General features: G+C 69.2%; 14 protein-coding genes and 1 rRNA gene. 5 read left to right on the top strand and 10 right to left on the bottom strand.

The features are described 5' to 3' along the window. Positions 1-166: 166 nt before the first annotated feature. Positions 167-288 (top strand): 5S ribosomal RNA (gene rrf, locus D8670_RS08035). 163 nt (positions 289-451) lie between these two features. Here the strand turns inward: rrf and D8670_RS08030 are convergent. After that, positions 452-1,213 (bottom strand): competence/damage-inducible protein A, encoded by a 762-nt coding sequence (locus tag D8670_RS08030; RefSeq protein WP_121817528.1) that lies wholly within the window; start codon positions 1,211-1,213, stop codon positions 452-454. Between the two features lie 237 nt (positions 1,214-1,450). Here D8670_RS08030 and D8670_RS08025 point away from each other — a divergent pair, with 237 nt between their 5' ends. Continuing rightward, positions 1,451-2,899, top strand: coding sequence for a replication factor C large subunit (locus D8670_RS08025; RefSeq protein ID WP_121817527.1), 1,449 nt, complete (start codon positions 1,451-1,453; stop codon positions 2,897-2,899). Positions 2,900-3,071: 172 nt separating this feature from the next. Here D8670_RS08025 and bioD read toward each other — a convergent pair whose 3' ends face one another. The 9 genes from bioD to D8670_RS21480 form a co-directional block, all read right to left on the bottom strand. Next, the gene (gene bioD, locus D8670_RS08020; protein WP_205596906.1) at positions 3,072-3,746 is read right to left on the bottom strand and encodes a dethiobiotin synthase; all 675 of its coding nucleotides are present in this window, start codon (positions 3,744-3,746) and stop codon (positions 3,072-3,074) included. Next, the gene (locus D8670_RS08015; protein WP_121817525.1) at positions 3,743-4,966 is read right to left on the bottom strand and encodes an aminotransferase class I/II-fold pyridoxal phosphate-dependent enzyme; all 1,224 of its coding nucleotides are present in this window, start codon (positions 4,964-4,966) and stop codon (positions 3,743-3,745) included. The genes bioD and D8670_RS08015 overlap by 4 nt, the downstream gene beginning before the upstream one ends. Next, entirely contained in the window at positions 4,966-6,036 is a 1,071-nt protein-coding gene (locus D8670_RS08010) for a (S)-8-amino-7-oxononanoate synthase BioU (RefSeq protein WP_121817524.1), read from the bottom strand. Before D8670_RS08010 ends, D8670_RS08015 begins: the two co-directional genes overlap by 1 nt. 2 nt (positions 6,037-6,038) lie before the next feature. Beyond that, positions 6,039-7,184, bottom strand: coding sequence for a biotin synthase BioB (gene bioB, locus D8670_RS08005; RefSeq protein ID WP_121817523.1), 1,146 nt, complete (start codon positions 7,182-7,184; stop codon positions 6,039-6,041). 135 nt (positions 7,185-7,319) lie between these two features. Continuing rightward, entirely contained in the window at positions 7,320-8,222 is a 903-nt protein-coding gene (locus D8670_RS08000) for an amino acid ABC transporter permease (protein ID WP_121817522.1), read from the bottom strand. After that, positions 8,219-8,968 (bottom strand): amino acid ABC transporter ATP-binding protein, encoded by a 750-nt coding sequence (locus tag D8670_RS07995; protein ID WP_121817521.1) that lies wholly within the window; start codon positions 8,966-8,968, stop codon positions 8,219-8,221. The genes D8670_RS08000 and D8670_RS07995 overlap by 4 nt, the downstream gene beginning before the upstream one ends. Next, positions 8,965-9,669, bottom strand: coding sequence for an amino acid ABC transporter permease (locus tag D8670_RS07990; RefSeq protein ID WP_121817520.1), 705 nt, complete (start codon positions 9,667-9,669; stop codon positions 8,965-8,967). Before D8670_RS07990 ends, D8670_RS07995 begins: the two co-directional genes overlap by 4 nt. A gap of 4 nt (positions 9,670-9,673) precedes the next feature. Next, positions 9,674-10,465, bottom strand: a complete 792-nt coding sequence (locus D8670_RS07985; RefSeq protein ID WP_121817519.1) for a transporter substrate-binding domain-containing protein — start codon at positions 10,463-10,465, stop codon at positions 9,674-9,676. Positions 10,466-10,615: 150 nt separating this feature from the next. After that, positions 10,616-11,647, bottom strand: a complete 1,032-nt coding sequence (locus D8670_RS21480) for a COX15/CtaA family protein (protein ID WP_193569275.1) — start codon at positions 11,645-11,647, stop codon at positions 10,616-10,618. A gap of 118 nt (positions 11,648-11,765) precedes the next feature. On the opposite strand from D8670_RS21480, the gene D8670_RS07975 reads away from it, so the two are divergent. The 3 genes from D8670_RS07975 (at position 11,766) to D8670_RS07965 (ending at position 15,812) form a co-directional block, all read left to right on the top strand. Then, positions 11,766-12,857, top strand: coding sequence for a M24 family metallopeptidase (locus D8670_RS07975; RefSeq protein WP_121817518.1), 1,092 nt, complete (start codon positions 11,766-11,768; stop codon positions 12,855-12,857). 112 nt (positions 12,858-12,969) lie between these two features. Further along, positions 12,970-13,479 carry a lamin tail domain-containing protein gene (locus tag D8670_RS07970; RefSeq protein ID WP_162994227.1) on the top strand — a complete coding sequence of 170 codons (510 nt, stop codon included), beginning with the start codon at positions 12,970-12,972 and terminating at the stop codon, positions 13,477-13,479. Positions 13,480-13,553: 74 nt separating this feature from the next. Further along, entirely contained in the window at positions 13,554-15,812 is a 2,259-nt protein-coding gene (locus D8670_RS07965; protein ID WP_121817516.1) for an NADP-dependent malic enzyme, read from the top strand. Positions 15,813-15,848 lie beyond the last annotated feature (36 nt).

The following is a 15,848-nucleotide window of genomic DNA, read 5'->3' as shown; positions in this document are numbered from 1 at the left end:
GCCAAGGCAACGAGGCGTTCAGCCCGCGAGCACTAACAGACCAACGCCACACACTCATCGCACTGTACCCACAGAACGGGTCCAGGCGTCAACTGGATTGCACGTACACCACGGCTTCATGCCACCGGCAGTGGTCTGATCGTGGTTCGATTCCGCGAGTCGGCGTTAAGGCGGCCATCGCGGTAGGGAAACACCCGTACCCATCCCGAACACGGACGTTAAGCCTGCCAGCGTTCCGGCGAGTACTGGAGTGGGCGACCCTCTGGGAAATCCGGTTCGCCGCCTGCCATTCATACTTGTACCCTCAGTAGCCACGCGTAGCTGCTGGGGGTGTCACTATTTACGCACAGCACCAGCGAGAGCGACGAGTGCCAACAGCGTCCCGGACTCAGAACCCGATCGGGGCGGTAGGCCGCTACTGGAGAGACTTCCGAGGTCTCCCACTTTCTCCTCAATCGTCTTGCTGCAGACTGGAACCGGGGTCGTCGACCACGTCGAGGTGCTCTCGGATCCAGTCGACGGCGTCGTCCACATCGTCGGGGTCGGTGCCCGAGACTTTCAGGCGCCCTGGCGTCTCCCCTTTCCCTGGATAGCTGCCGACGGCGACGTCGAACCGTTCGTCGACGCCGTCGATGACGTCGCCGAGCGCGCCCTCCGGCGTCGGCGTCCACACCACCTCGGAGACGGCGTCGCCGACGAACTCCTCGGCGACCAGACCGAACATGGCTCGCATCTCGTCCGGGAACCCCGGAAAGACGTAGACGTTCTCGACGACGCAGCCGGGAACCCACCCGGCGTTCGTCGAGAGCGAGCGGGCGTCCGCCGGGAGCGACGCCGCGGCGTCGACGTCGAGGTCGAGATCGTACTCATCGGTCATCTCGGGGTTCTCTTCTCGGAATCGGCGGGCCTTCTCGACGAGTCGCTCGCGTTCGTCCTCGTAGACGACCATCTCGCGGCCGACGGCGTCGGCGACGGCCTCCATCGTCACGTCGTCCGGTGTGCCGCCGAGTCCGCCCGTGACGAGGACGGCGTCGAACGCCGACCGCCAGTCCGCGACGTACTCCGCGATGAGCGCGCGGTCGTCCGGCACGGTGAGAATTCGCCGAACTCGGCTTCCGCGGTCAGCGATCTCCGCGGCCAGCCACGAGGCGTTGGTGTTCGTCGTGTCGCCCGCGAGGATCTCGTCGCCGACGGTGAGGATCGCGACGTCCATGCACCCCGATCGGTCCAGCGCGGTCGTACCTCTTTCGGCGTCCGATGAGCGGCGCACATCGGGACCTTGCACTCGGGAGTCGTCCATCTACTGCGTCCGTGCTCCGCAGCCTCGTGGCCCGAAGTCCTCGTTGGAGCCTGGCGGATGCACCGTCGATCGGTGACGTTGTCGGCTGCGACGAGCGCGACGAAACGCCGTCCGCAACCACTAAACGCCGCTCACACCAATGACGCGATAATGGTTGACTGGACGGAGAAGTACCGCCCCTCGACGCTCTCCGAGGTCCGCGGGAACGACAAGGCCCGCGACAAGCTGAAACAGTGGGCCGAGACGTGGGACGAGCACCGCGAGGCGGCTATCGTCCACGGGAGCCCGGGCGTCGGCAAGACCTCCGCCGCGCACGCCCTCGCGAACGACATGGGCTGGCCGGTGATGGAACTCAACGCAAGCGACTCGCGCACCGGCGACGTCGTGAACCGGATCGCCGGAGAAGCTGCGAAGTCGGGGACGCTGACTGCGGGCGAGGCCGGTCGGCGGCTCCTGATCCTCGACGAGGCCGACAACTTCCACGGCAACGCCGACTACGGCGGGTCCCGCGCCGTGACGAGCGTGGTCAAGGAGGCCGACCAGCCGATAGTGCTCGTCGCGAACGAGTTCTACGACATGAGCGACGGTCTCCGGAACGCCTGCAGGGAGATCGAGTTCCGCGACGTCTCCTCGCGCTCCATCGTCCCAGTCCTCCGGGACATCTGCCGGCAGGAGGGCGTCGAGTACGAGGACGCGGCGCTCGAGGCCATCGCCGACGACACCAGCGGCGACCTCCGGTCGGCGATCAACGACCTGCAGGCGCTCGCCGAGGAGACCGAGCGCCTCACCGAGGACGACGTGATAACCGGCACGCGCGACGAGACCGAGGGCATCTTCGACTATCTCGACGACGTGATCAAGAACCTCGACGCGGAAGAGGCGCTGTACGCGTCCTACGACGTCGACGAGACGCCGGACGACATGATCAACTGGATCGAGGACAACATGCCGAAGGACTACCACGGCGAGGAACTCGCCGACGCCTACGGCTTCCTCGCGAACGCGGACCGCTGGCTCGGCCGCGTCCGCGCCACGCAGAACTACTCCTACTGGCGCTACGCCGGGGACAACATGACCGCCGGGGTCGCCGCCGCGCGCAAGGAGCCGAAAGGCGGGTGGACCCGCTACGGGCCGCCGAGCTACTGGTCGAAGCTCGGCCGCACCAGCGGCACGCGGAAGCAGCGCGACCGGATCGCCCGCGAGATCGCCGAGCGGTCGGGGACGAGCATCGGCACGGCGCGCCGGGAGATCCTCCCGTTCCTCTCGACGATGACCCACCACTGCAAGAACCGAGAGCTGACTGTCGCGATGGCCGCCGCCTACGACTTGGACGAGAGCGACGTCTCCTTCATCACGGGCAGCGGCGAGACGACGAACAAGGTGCAGGGGGTCGTCGAGGACGCCCAGGAACGCCGCGACGAGGCTATCGAGGACAACGCTGGCGGCGCGTTCGAAGGGGCCGTTCGCGACGCCGACGACGACGCCGCGACGCCCGAGGCCGAAGGGACGGACGAAAGCGTCGAGTCAGACGTCGAATCGGCGGACGCCGACGACGCCGCGGACGACGACGGCCAGTCGGGCCTCGACGACTTCATGTGACCGGCGGCGCGAGCGGTTTCTCGTCACGACCGCGCGTGACCGGCGAAGGTTTATCCCGGAAAGGGCGGCCAGTGTCGCCGTGATCTGAGTTTCGCCGCGAAGCGATCAGCGATAGCGCGGCCGCCCGCTTCGCGCCGACGTTCGGGCCGCCAGTTCGCCACTTCGACCCGCCTTAATCGCCGAGGGAACCCGCTGGGAGTATCGTGGACGGCAGGTGCGTTCGGAGCCCCGCGACGGCGTCCTTCGGCTCGTCAAGCTCTAGCGGCGGCACCGTGTGTACGGGAACGCCGGTCATTCGCTCCAGTTCGTCGGGGTTCGTCCGCTCGGCGACGCTCGCTCCTTCGTACTGGTTCAGAACGATAGCGCGAACGTCGACGCCGCGGCGCTCTAGCGCGCTCGTGGATAGCGCCGTGTGGTTGAGCGTTCCCAGCCCGGAACGCGCGACGAGGATCGCCGCGCAGTCGAGATCGGCGACGAGGTCGATCACCTCGCGCTCGCCGGCTAGCGGCACGCGAAGCCCGCCGATCCCCTCGACGATCCCGACTTCGGTTCCGTCCAGCGCACGCTCGCACCCGTCGCGGATCGACTCGTACGGGAGGTCGACGCCCTCGCGCTCGGCGGCCACCCGCGGCGCGAGCGGCGGTTCGAGCCGTTCGAGACAGGTCGCCGCCCCGTCGTCGCCGCAGGCCGCGGCGACGTAGGCGGCGTCGTCGTCCGGTGGATAGCCGGTCTGGGCGGGTTTGACCGCGCGGGCGCCGCACTCCACGTCACGGAGCCAGCCCGTCAGTCCCGCGGTCACGACGGTCTTCCCGACTCCCGTGTCGGTGCCGACGACGGCGAGTCTCACAGCAGACCGACCTCCCGTCCCGCCTCGCGGAACGCGTCGAGACACGCCTCGACGTCCGCCCCGGAGTGGGTCGCCATCGGGGCGACGCGGATCCGGCTCGTTCCCTCGGGGACGGTCGGCGGTCGGATTGCCGGCGCGACGATCCCCCGTTCCCTGACCGCGTCGGCGAGATCGAGCGCGTCGGCCCGGTCGCCGACCATCACGGGAAGGACCTGCGTCTCGCCCCACACGTCGTAGCCGGCGTCCTCCAGGCCGTCGCGGAGGCGCTCCACGGTCGCCCAGAGGGCGTCGCGGCGGTCGCTCTCGCGGGCAATTCGGAGCGCCTCGCGGGCGGCCGCCGCGGCTGGCGGTGCGAGGCCCGTCGAGAAGACGAACGAGCGGGCTGCGTTCGAGAGGTACTCGACGAGCGCCTCGTCGCCGGCGACGTACCCTCCTTGACTGGCGAGGGCTTTCGACAGCGTCCCTATCTGGACGTGGACGCGGTCGTCCAGTCCCTCACGCTGGACGATCCCGCCGCCGTCGTACAGGCCGGTCGCGTGGGCCTCGTCGACCATGATCCACGCGCCGTGCTCGTGGGCGACGTCGCAGAGGTCGCCCAGCGGTGCGACCGTGCCGTCCATGCTGAACACGGTGTCGGTGACGACCAGCCAAGACTCGTCGGCGGTGGCGGACTCCTCGGTTCGCCGCATCATCTCGCGCCCGAGCGCGTCCGCGTCGCAGTGGTCGTACACCGCCACGTCGGCGTCGGCGAGGCGACAGGCGTCGACGATGCTCGCGTGGTTGAGTTCGTCGGAGAACACCACGTCCGGGTCCAGCGCCGCGATCGTCCCGACGTTTGCGGCGTATCCGGAGGAGAACGCGAGCGCGCGCTCCGTCCCCTTGGCGTCGGCGAGCGCGCGCTCCAGTTCGCGGTGCACGCCGGTGTCGCCGGTGACGAGCCTGCTCGCGCCGGCCCCCGTCCCGACCTCGCGAGCGGCCCGCGCCGCGGCGTCCTGAACGCGCTCGTCGGTCGTCAGCCCGAGGTAGTTGTTCGCTGCGAACACCCGCAGGTCGTCGCCGTCGAACGCCGGTGGCTCGGCTTTCGGATCGGCTGCCATTCGCGAGCGCTCGGCGACGCGGTCGACGGGCTGGAGGTCCCTGCGAAGGCCGCGCCGCTCGCGCTCCGCGAGGCGGCCGGCGAGGTCGAACCCGCGCTCGTCGCGGAGGTCGGCGTCGGACATCAGAACCCGGGCATCAGGTCGGCCGGGCCGAACACGCCGTACTCGCCGGCGCGGTTCCGCCGGACGCCGGCCTTCAGGTAGCCCAGGGCGGGGCCGTTGACGTTCGCGGCCATGCTGGTGTCGTCGTCCAGCTGGAACGTGTTCGTCCCGCGCTCGCCGTCGAAGGTGCGGCCAGTGACGCGGACAGTCGTCGTCGTCGGCTTCTCGTCGGAGCGAACGTCGAGGATCCCGCCGACGGTGACGTCCTCGGCGTCGCAGATCCCGGCGCGTTCGAGCAGGACGTCGTCGGCGTGTTCCATGTCCTCGAACTCGATGACGCCGTCGTGCTCGTCGACGATCGCCTCGATCTCCTCGTCGGAGAGGTTCCGGGCGGTCTCGACGTCGTAGCCGTCGAGGTGGGCGATGTCCTCGCGGACGGTGCCGCGGTTGTCCTCGTAGCCGGACTTGAGGCCGACGCCCCACCATATCTCTACCTCCTCGACCTCGACGAACGACTGGGAAGCGAGCGCCGCCGCACCTGTGAGGAAGCCCGGCGTCGCGCCGGCGCCGCAGACGAAGGTGATACCGCTGTCCTCGAACGCGTCGGCCCGTTCGTCGAGCATCCCGATGACGCGGGAGCGCTTGAGCACGTCCACGAGGACGCCCTCGTAGCCCGCGTCCGCGAAGCGGTCGGCGACCCGCGGGATGAAGTCGTGTTCGAGGTTCGGAAGGGCGATCAGGACGGCGTCGATGGCGTCGCTCTCCGCGATCACGTCGTCGATGGGCGTCTCCGTGGGTTCGCCCTGCGCCGAGGCGACGACGCCGGCGTTCTCGCCGGTCTGCTTGACGCCGGCGGACGCGTCCGTCGCGGTCGCACCGCCGTCCGTCGCCACGTCGTCTTCCGGGCCGCTCGCGATGTTACCCTCCGTCGCGTCGAGCAGTTCGCCGACGTCCAGGCCGTCGTGGTCGACCGCGATGCCGTTGCGGTCGCAGGCCGCGACGGGGACGAGCGCGTCCTTGTCCGCCGAGACTTCGAGCGTTCGTCTGCCGATGCCACCGGTGCCGAGTACCGCGAAGTTGATGTCGTCCATAGCTAATCCTGCGTCGCGTTGCTGGTCGCCGACCCGGCGGCCGTCTCGGTCGCCGCGTCGTCGTCGGTCGCTCGCTCCTTGACCCGCTCGGGGTCGAAGTCGTTCGCGTCGGTGTTCGGTTCCATGCCGGCGCGCTCCATCACCTCGATGTCGTCGGCGGGCGACTGACCCGCCGTCGTGAGGTAGTCTCCGGTGAGGATGCCGTCGGCGCCGGCCTCGAACGGCAGGTGCTGCTCGTCCGGCGCGAGGTTGACCTCGCGGCCGCCCGTCAGGCGCACGCGCGCCTCCGGGTGGAGCAGGCGGTACACCGCGACCGTCTCGATTATCTCCTCGGTGGTGATGTCCGCGGCCGGGGAGCCGTCGGGCACCGCGGCGCTCTCGCCGTCCCTGTCGTCTCCCATCGGCGTCCCCGCGACCGGATTGAGGACGTTCACGGGGAGCGAGGAGACGCCGATGTCCTGGAGCGCTATCGCCGCGTCCACGCGGTCGGTCGGCGTCTCGCCCATCCCGAGGATGACGCCGGCACAGAGGTCCATCCCCGCCTCCTTGGCGACTTCGAGCGTCTCCACGCGGTCCTCGAAGTCGTGAGTGCCCACGACCTCGGGGAAGTACCGCGGCGACGTCTCGATGTTGTGATTGTAGTGGTTGATCCCCTCGTCGGCGAGAATTTCGGCCTCCTCTTCGGTGAGGATGCCGAGGCTCGCGTCGACCTCGACGGCGGTCTCGTCGCGGACGAGGCGGATAGCCTCCAGTACCTCCTGCCACTCGTCGGGGCGGTGCTCCTTCGAGACGCCCTTCTCGGCGACGACGATGCCGAACCGCTGGGCCCCGTCGCGCTCGGCGCGTTTCGCGGCTTCCAGAACCTTCTCCGGGCCGAGGAAGCCGTAGGTGTCGATGCTCGTGTCGAAGTGGACCGACTGCGCGCAGAACCCGCAGTCCTCCGCGCAGTCGCCCGCCTTCGCGTTCACGATCGAACAGGCGTCGACGGTGTCGTCCCCGAACTGCGACCGCACGTAGTCGGCCGCCGGCGCGAGGTCCTCGACCGGTTGGGCGATCAGCGCCAGCCCGTCCCGCCGGTCGAGCCGTTCGCCCGCGAGGACGCGCTCGACCGCGTCGTCGACCGTCCGATTACCCGTTTCGTAAACCACGCTCTAGCGGTCGGTTGACGACAACAAAATAGTTGGGGTGCTCTCGGGGCTCGGCGATCGCAGTCGAGAAAACCGCCCTAGAAACGCCTCACGGCGGGTGGTACGTGAGAAACGTCGAGACGGAAACAGCGAAAGCTACTGCTGTCGCCCTTCGACGCCGCCGACGCCGGGGATGGAGACGCGCCGCTCGACGGCGCCCATCACCTTCGCGGCCGAGACGACCAGCGCGAGGTAGAGCAGGCCGGCGAGCGTGAACACGGCGGTGTACTTGAAGTTGTTCGACGCTATCGCCTGAGCCTCGTTGAACAGTTCGGGCACCGTGATGAACGCGGCCAGCGACGAGTACTTGATGAGGTAGACGAGTTCGTTCGTCCAGCCCGGGATCGCGTAGCGGAGCCCCTGCGGCAGCACGACGTGGCGGATGCCTTCGACCTTCGACATGCCGACCGAGCGGGCCGCGGTCAGCTGGCGCTCGTCGACGCTGATCAGCGCCGACCGGATGTACTCGGCCTGGTAGGCCGCGCTGTTGATCGTGAAGCCGACGATCGCCACCCAGACCGCCTCCTGCGGGACGATCCCCTCGCCGACGCCGGGCAGGTCGCCGATGAACCCTGTGAGGCCGATGCCGTAGTAGAGGACGAACAGCTGGACGAGCAGCGGCGTCCCGCGGATGAGCTCGGTGAACGCGAGCGAGGCGTACGCCGACGCCCGCCCGTACACCCGGGCGACGCTGAGCGGCACGGCGATGAAGAAGCCGAGGACGATGCTCACGACCGTCAGCACGACCGTGAGGTAGACGCCGCCGGCCATCTGCGGGAGGAATTCGACCGCGAGCGCGACCGATTCGGGGAGCCCCGCGGGGTCGACGAACGGCTCGCCCTCCGTGGCGCCGGCGTCGATCCAGCCCCAGTCGTTCAGCCAGCGGACGACGAGCCAGCCCCAGAACAGGACGCCCGCCGCGACGGTGAGCGCCCGTCCGGGCGACAGCGAGCGGAGCCGCGACCGCCGCGACCGGGACACCGTCTCGGTCTCGCTCATTGGTGGGGACCGCCGCGGATGCGGCGGAGGAACTCCTTCGTCCGCGCCTGCTCCGGCCGGTCGAACAGCTGTTCGGGCGGCCCGCGCTCAGCGATGGTCCCGTCGTCGAGGAACGTCATCGTCGTCGCCGCCTCGCGGGCGAAGCCCATCTCGTGGGTGACGACGAGCATCGTCATGCCGCCCTCGGCCAGGTCGCGCATCACCTCGGTCACCTCGCCGATGAGCTCCGGGTCGAGCGCGCTCGTCGGCTCGTCGAACAGCATCAGCTTGGGGTCCATGGCGAGCGCGCGGGCGATGCCGACGCGCTGTTTCTGGCCGCCCGACAGTTCGGCGGGGTAGGAGTCGGCCTGGTCCGCGAGGCCGACCTGGTCGAGGTGGCCCATCGCCTTCTCGCGGGCCTCCTCCTTGCCCATGCCGCGGACGCGGCGGAGGCCGAGCGTGACGTTGCCGAGCGCCGTCTTGTGCGCGAAGAGGTTGAAGTCCTGGAACACCATCCCGACCTCGCGCCGGAGCGCGTCGACGTCGGTGTCGGCGTCGGTGATCCGGTCGCCGTCGAGGTAGATCGCGCCGTCGTCGATCTCGGTGAGGCGGTTCACGCAGCGCAGCAGCGTCGACTTCCCGCTCCCGCTCGGGCCGACGATCACCTCGACGTCGCCGGCGTCCATCTCGAAGGAGACACCCTTCAGCACCTCCTCGTGACCGTAGCTCTTGTACACCGAATCGAAGCGAAGCAGTGGTTGCGTCATGTTGATTCCTCCGTGGGGATGCCGTAGTACGTCCCGAGGTAGTCGAGCCCGCGATTCGTCGCGAACGTCAGCGCGAAGTAGATAGCGCTGGCGAACAGGAACACCTCCATCACGGCGGTCGTCTCCTGGATGAACAGCTCGCGACTCAGCGTCAGCAGCTCCGCGACGCCGATGGCGTAGGCGATGGAGGTGTCCTTGAGGACGATCGTCATCTCGTTCTGGAAGCCGGGGATCGAACGGCGCAGCGCCTGCGGGACGATGACCGACCGGATGGCCTCGACCTTGGACATGCCGATCGAGCGGGCCGCCTCCATCTGGCCCTCGCTCACGCTCTGGATCGCGCCGCGGAAGATCTGTGACTGGTACGCCGCGCTGCGGAGGCCGAGGCCGACGACGGCCGTCTCGAAGGCCCCGCCGAAGCGGAACACGAAGAAGCCGAAGAAGAAGATGACCAGGATCGGCGTCCCGCGGAGCACGACGCCGACTTTCTCGACGACCGTGCGCGAAACCCGCCCGCCGTACGCCTCGATGGCGCCGGCCGGGAACCCGACGAGGAAGCCGAGCAGGACGCTCGCGACCGTCAGAAAGATCGTCGTGACGGTCCCTTCCAGCAGGTAGTCGGCGTTCTCGAGGACGTACCCCCAGTCGCCGCTCTGGAGCACCGCGAGCCCGGCCGACGGGTCGGCGGAAGCCGGGATCATCGAGTTACTCGGAGGCGAACCACTTGTTCGTCAGTTCCTCGTAGGTGCCGTCGTCGCGAACGGTCTGCAGTCCCTCGTTGAGGGCGCTCTGCACGTCGCTCGCGCCGTCCTGCACGCCGAAGCCGTACTCCTCGTCCGTCTCGTGGACGAACGAGACCTCCACGTCGCGGTTCGAGGCGAACGTGTTGGCCACGGGGTCGTCGAGGACGACGGCGTCGATGTTGCCGTTCTCCAGGTCCTCGACGGCGAAGACGTAGTTGTCGTAGGCGTTGTAGTCCGACTCCTCGTAGGTGCCGTCCTCGATGCGGCTCTGCACGACGCCCTCGCCGGTCGTCCCCTTCTGCGCGCCGATCGGGCGGCCCGCGAGGTCCTCCAGCGACGACGGCTGGAAGTCGCTGCCGGCCTGGACGAGGACGGCCTGGTTCGCGCTGTAGTAGGGGTCGCTGAAGTCGATGTTCTCGTCGCGGTCCTCGGTGATCGTCATCGCGGCGGCGACGACGTCGACGCGGTCGTTGACGAGCGCGGGGATCAGCGAGTCGAACTCGAACTCCTCCCACTCGCCCAGCTCGTAGTCGGTCTCCGCGACGACGGCCTCGAGCAGGTCGACGTCGAAGCCGACGAGTTCGCCGTCCTCCTTCATCTCGAACGGCGCGAACCCGGGCGCGGTCGCGGGGGTGATCGTGTTGTCGTCGCCCTCCTCGTCGCCGCCACCGCCGGTGATCGAGTCGAGGCAGCCGGCGAGGCTCAGTCCTGCAACGGTCCCTGCGGACGTCTTGAGATACGTGCGACGGTCCATACCACCTGTCAAGCCGCGACGCGTATATAAAATCAGCTTTCTCTCGCTCTCGGACGCCCCGACCGGGGCGCTCACAGGACGGACGCCCCCTCGATCTGGGCAAGTGGAGTATTATTCTCGGTCGATCGGCGAAAATTCAATTCGTCGGACTCAGTCGCCGCCTGCGGCGCGGCCGCCCGGCGGGTCCGCGCGGTCGAGCCGCGAGTTCAACCGGAACGCGACTGCGGCCGCGCCGAGGACGAACAGATCGAGCACCAGCACGACCGCGTCCGTATCGGGGATCGGCCAGACGCGACTGAGCAGCAACTGGACGGCGAGCGCGAGGGCGGCGCCGGCGACGACGGCGCGGACGCGACGGAGCGGTCCCGCGATGTCGCTCTCGGTGAACCAGAGCGCCGCGGCGACCAGCGCGGCCAGTGCGGCGAGACTCGCCGCGTAGTATGCGATCGTCGCCGGGAGAGAGGCGACGACGACGCCGGGAGTGAGGACGCCGGCGAGCAGGAGCAGGGGGATTGCCCCGCCGAGCGCGGTTCGGGCGCGGGAGCGGTTCGACCCGTCGGCGAGAGCGTGGACTGCGAGCCCGGTCGCCAGCGCAAACGCGGCGAGGGGGACGGCAGTGCGGGCGACCGACTCGCCGTCGAGCGCCCCCGCCGCGGCGGCGACGACGAGCGCGAGGGCGACCGGCGGGACGGCGGCGACGACCGCCAACCGACCGGCGTCCGCGGCGTCGCTCCCGTCGAGCGACCAGACCGCGACCGCCGTCACCGGCAGGAAGATCAGCAAGGCGGTGGTGAAATGCGCCGCGAGGATCAGCAGTTCGTACCGCGTGACGGTGAGCGCGCCGAGGACGATCTGGCTGGGGAGGATGAGCGTCGCCGCCGCCGTCGCATAGCGCACCCGCCGCGACCGGCCGCCGCGCCAGGCCGAGACCGCCAGGCCGAGGATGGCGAATCCGGAGATCATCGCCACGAGGCGGTGGAACCACTCGACGAAGCTGCCCCAGTTCGCGGGGAACAGGCCGAACACGGCGCCGTCACAGACCGGCCACCGTGCCTCGCAGGTGAGGCCGAACCCGGCGGTCGCCGTGTAGATCCCGATCAGGATCAGCAGGTACGTCAGGACGGCCGTGGTGACGGCGAGCCACCGGAACCGCTTCTCGCCGTCGGGGAGTGCGGAAGGCATGCTCTCCTCGGAACTCGGGCGTTCGAAAACTTAGGTCGCCCGGTTTCGGCGGGGCGGGCGACCGCCGAGGTCGGCCCCGTCCGGTGCCTTCAAGAGCGGGTGCGGACTGGTTCCGAGCATGCGAGAGGACCGACTCGACGCCTATCTGGCGGAGAACGACCTCGAATCCGTCTGGTTCGCCCGGCCGAACAGCTTCGCGTGGCTCACCGGGGGCGACAACGTCGTCGACCGGTCGGGCGACGTCGGCGTCGCCGCGGCGGGGTACGACGGCGACGGCGTCACGGTCGTCACGAACAACATCGAGGGACAGCGCCTCGCCGACGAGGAACTCGACGGCAGCGTTGACGTCGTCGAGACGGACTGGTACGCCGACTCGCTCGCGGACGGCGTGAAGGCGCACGCGCCGGAACCGGCCGCCGCGGACTTCGACGTGCCCGGTTTCGAGACGGTCGACGCCTCGCCGCTCCGTCACCCGCTCACCGACGAGGACGTGAAGAACTACCGCAGACTCGGCCAGAAGGCGGCCGCCGCAGTAGAGGCGGTGTGCAAGGAGATCGAACCGGGCGACACCGAGCACGAGGTCGCCTCGGCCCTTCGGGTCGCGCTGTCGGCGCGCGACATCGAAGCGCCGGTGATCCTCGTCGGCGGCGCGGAGCGCGCCCAGCGGTACCGCCACTACACGCCGAAGAAGGAGGAACTGGGCGACTACGCGCTGGTGTCGGTCACCGCGGAGAGCGGCGGCTTGTACGCCAGCCTCACCCGGACGGTCGCCTTCGACCCGCCGGAGTGGCTGGCGGATCGCCACGAGGCGGCGATGCGGGTCGAGGCGACGGCGCTGGCCGCGACGCGGGAGGCGGCCGCGAACGGCGACGACGCCGGGACGGTGTTCGAGGCGGTCCAGGACGCCTACGCCGCGGTCGGCCACGAGGGCGAGTGGGAGCACCACCACCAGGGCGGCGCCGCGGGGTTCGCCGGACGCGAGTGGATCGCGACGCCGGACCACGACGGGACGGTCTCGACGCCGATGGGCTACGCCTGGAACCCGACCGTGCAGGGCGCGAAGAGCGAGGACACGGTGCTCGTCACGGACGACGGGTTCGAGGTGCTCACTCGGTCCGGGCGGTGGCCCACCGAGACGGTCGACGCCGTCGACCACGACGCCGAGATCGATCGCCACCTGTTCCTCGACCGGTCGAGCGCGGACGACTGACCGGCGTTCGGTACACAATGCAGTACGCCGCGACGGTGCGGCCGGTTACGACGGGTCGCCCGCCGCTTTTCTCCGCCCGAAAGCATATGCAAGGAGGGGACGAACGCCTCCCGTGAACCGACGCGCGTTCGCCGGTGCGCTCGCGACGGGGCTGACCGCCGGCTGTCTCGATCGCCGTGACCCCTCGTCCGGGGGCGACGCTCCTGACGACGCGACCACCGCCACGTCCGGGGATCTGTGGATCCGCGGTGTCTACCCGCGGGAAGTCGAACGCACGTTCTTCGACTACGAGTACGTCGAACTCGAGAACGCCGGTGACGAACCCCTCGACGTTTCGGGATACGTCGTGGAGTACGACGATCGCCGCACGTACGCCGTCGACGACCTCACGCTCGAACCGGGCGCGCTGTTGGTGGTGTCCAGTCGGAGCGGCGACGGAACGGTGCTGGAACAGTCGCCGCCCGTCTACCACCGCTTCGCGGGGTTCGGGTCCGGCGCCGAGACGTCCGCGCTCGGCGAGCGCGGGACCCTCGTCGTCAGGAACTCGCTGGGCGAGGCCGCCGCCGAGCGGCGGTACGAGGACTACGGGGAGGACGACCCGCCCGACGGGGACGCCGCGTGATGATCGTCTTTCGACGTCCGTCGAACAGTCGTTTCGTCAAAGTTTATAACGCCCGATGGTGACGTTCTCCACCTATGGGACTGGATGAGGACTCACTGGAGTACCATCGAGAGGAGCCGCCGGGGAAGATAGAGATATCGACGACGAAGCCGACGAACACGCAGCGGGACCTGAGTCTCGCGTACTCGCCGGGAGTGGCCGCCCCCTGCCGTGCGATCCGCGACGACCCGACCGAGGCGTACTCCTACACCGCGAAGGGGAACCTCGTCGGCGTCATCTCGAACGGGTCCGCGGTGCTGGGACTGGGCGACATCGGCGCGCAGGCGTCGAAACCCGTCATGGAGGGGAAGGGCGTGCTGTTCAAGCGCTTCGCCGACATCGACGTCTTCGACATCGAACTCGACGAGGACGACCCGGAGGCCATCATCGAGTCCGTGAACGCGATGGAGCCGACGTTCGGGGGGATCAACCTCGAGGACATCAAGGCGCCGGAGTGTTTCACCATCGAGGAGCGCCTCCGCGAGGTGCTCGACATCCCGGTGTTCCACGACGACCAGCACGGCACCGCGATCATCAGCGGGGCCGCCCTCCTGAACGCCGCCGAGATCGCCGGTAAGGACGTCTCTGATCTCGATATCGTCTTCTCCGGCGCCGGCGCGAGCGCCATCGCCACCGCCCGCTTCTACGTCTCGCTGGGCGCTCGGAAGGAGAACATCACCATGTGCGACTCCTCGGGGATCATCACCGAGGACCGCGCGCGTCACGGCGACGTCAACGAGTACAAGCAGCAGTTCGCCCGCGACGTGCCGGAGGGGGATCTGGCGGACGCGATGGAGGGCGCGGACGTGTTCGTCGGGCTCTCGATCGGCGACATCGTCTCTCAGGAGATGGTGCAGTCGATGGCCGACGACCCGATCATCTTCGCGATGGCGAATCCCGACCCCGAGATCGGCTACGTGGAGGCCAAGGACGCCCGCGACGACACGGTGATCATGGCGACCGGCCGCTCGGACTACCCGAACCAGGTCAACAACGTCCTCGGGTTCCCCTTCATCTTCCGCGGCGCGCTCGACGTGCGCGCCACCGAGATCAACGAGGACATGAAGGTCGCCGCCGCCGAGGCCCTCGCCGACCTCGCCAAGCAAGACGTCCCCGACGCCGTCGTGAAGGCCTACGGCGACCAGCCGCTGCAGTTCGGCCCCGACTACATCATCCCCAAGCCGCTCGACCCCCGCGTCCTCTTCGAGGTCGCGCCGGCCGTCGCGCAGGCCGCGATGGACTCCGGCGCGGCCCGCGCCGAGCTCGACACCGAGGAGTACGTCGAGACGCTGGAGGCCCGCCTCGGGAAGTCCCGCGAGATGATGCGCGTCGTCCTGAACAAGGCCCGGGCGGACCCCAAGCGCGTCGCGCTCGCCGAGGGTGACGACGAGAAGATGATCCGCGCCGCCTACCAGATCGAGGAGCAGGGGATCGCCCAGCCGATCCTCATCGGCAACGAGGACAGCATCCGGACCACTACCCGCCGCCTCGGACTGGACTTCGACCCGACCGTCGCCGACCCGCGCGAGGGCGACTACGGGCACTACTCCGACCGGCTCTACGAGATCCGCCAGCGCAAGGGCATCACCGAGAACGAGGCCCGCGAGCTCATCCGCGGCGACACCAACTACTTCGGGAGCGTGATGGTCGAGCAGGGCGACGCGGACGCCCTCCTGACCGGCCTCACCCACCACTATCCCTCGGCGCTCCGCCCGCCACTGCAGGTCATCGGCACCGCAGAGGACGCCGACTACGCGGCCGGCGTCTACATGCTCACGTTCAAGAACCGCGTCGTCTTCTGCGCGGACGCCACCGTCAACCAGAACCCCGACGAGGACGTGCTGGAGGAGGTGACCCGCCACACGGCGGAGCTCGCCCGTCGGTTCAACGTCGAACCGCGCGCGGCCATGCTGTCGTACTCCAACTTCGGGAGCGTCGACAACGAGGGCACGCGCAAACCCCGCGAGGCCGCCCGCCGGCTCCGCGAGAACCCCGCGGTCGACTTCCCCGTCGACGGCGAGATGCAGGCCGACACCGCCGTCGTCGAGGACATCCTCCAGGGGACCTACGAGTTCTCCGACCTCGACGACCCCGCGAACGTCCTCGTCTTCCCGAACCTCGAAGCGGGCAACATCGGCTACAAGCTCCTCCAGCGCCTCGGCGGCGCGGAGGCCATCGGCCCGATGCTGGTCGGCATGGACGAACCGGTCCACGTCCTCCAGCGCGGCGACGAGGTGAAAGACATCGTCAACCTCGCGGGCGTGGCGGTCGTGGACGCGCAGCAGGAGGAGTAATTCGAGCGGGTGAACGAGTAGTGACCTCGCGAACTA

Source organism: Halostella limicola, assembly GCF_003675875.1.
Lineage (GTDB): Archaea > Halobacteriota > Halobacteria > Halobacteriales > Natronoarchaeaceae > Halostella > Halostella limicola.
This window is presented reverse-complemented; position numbering and strand designations above follow the sequence as displayed.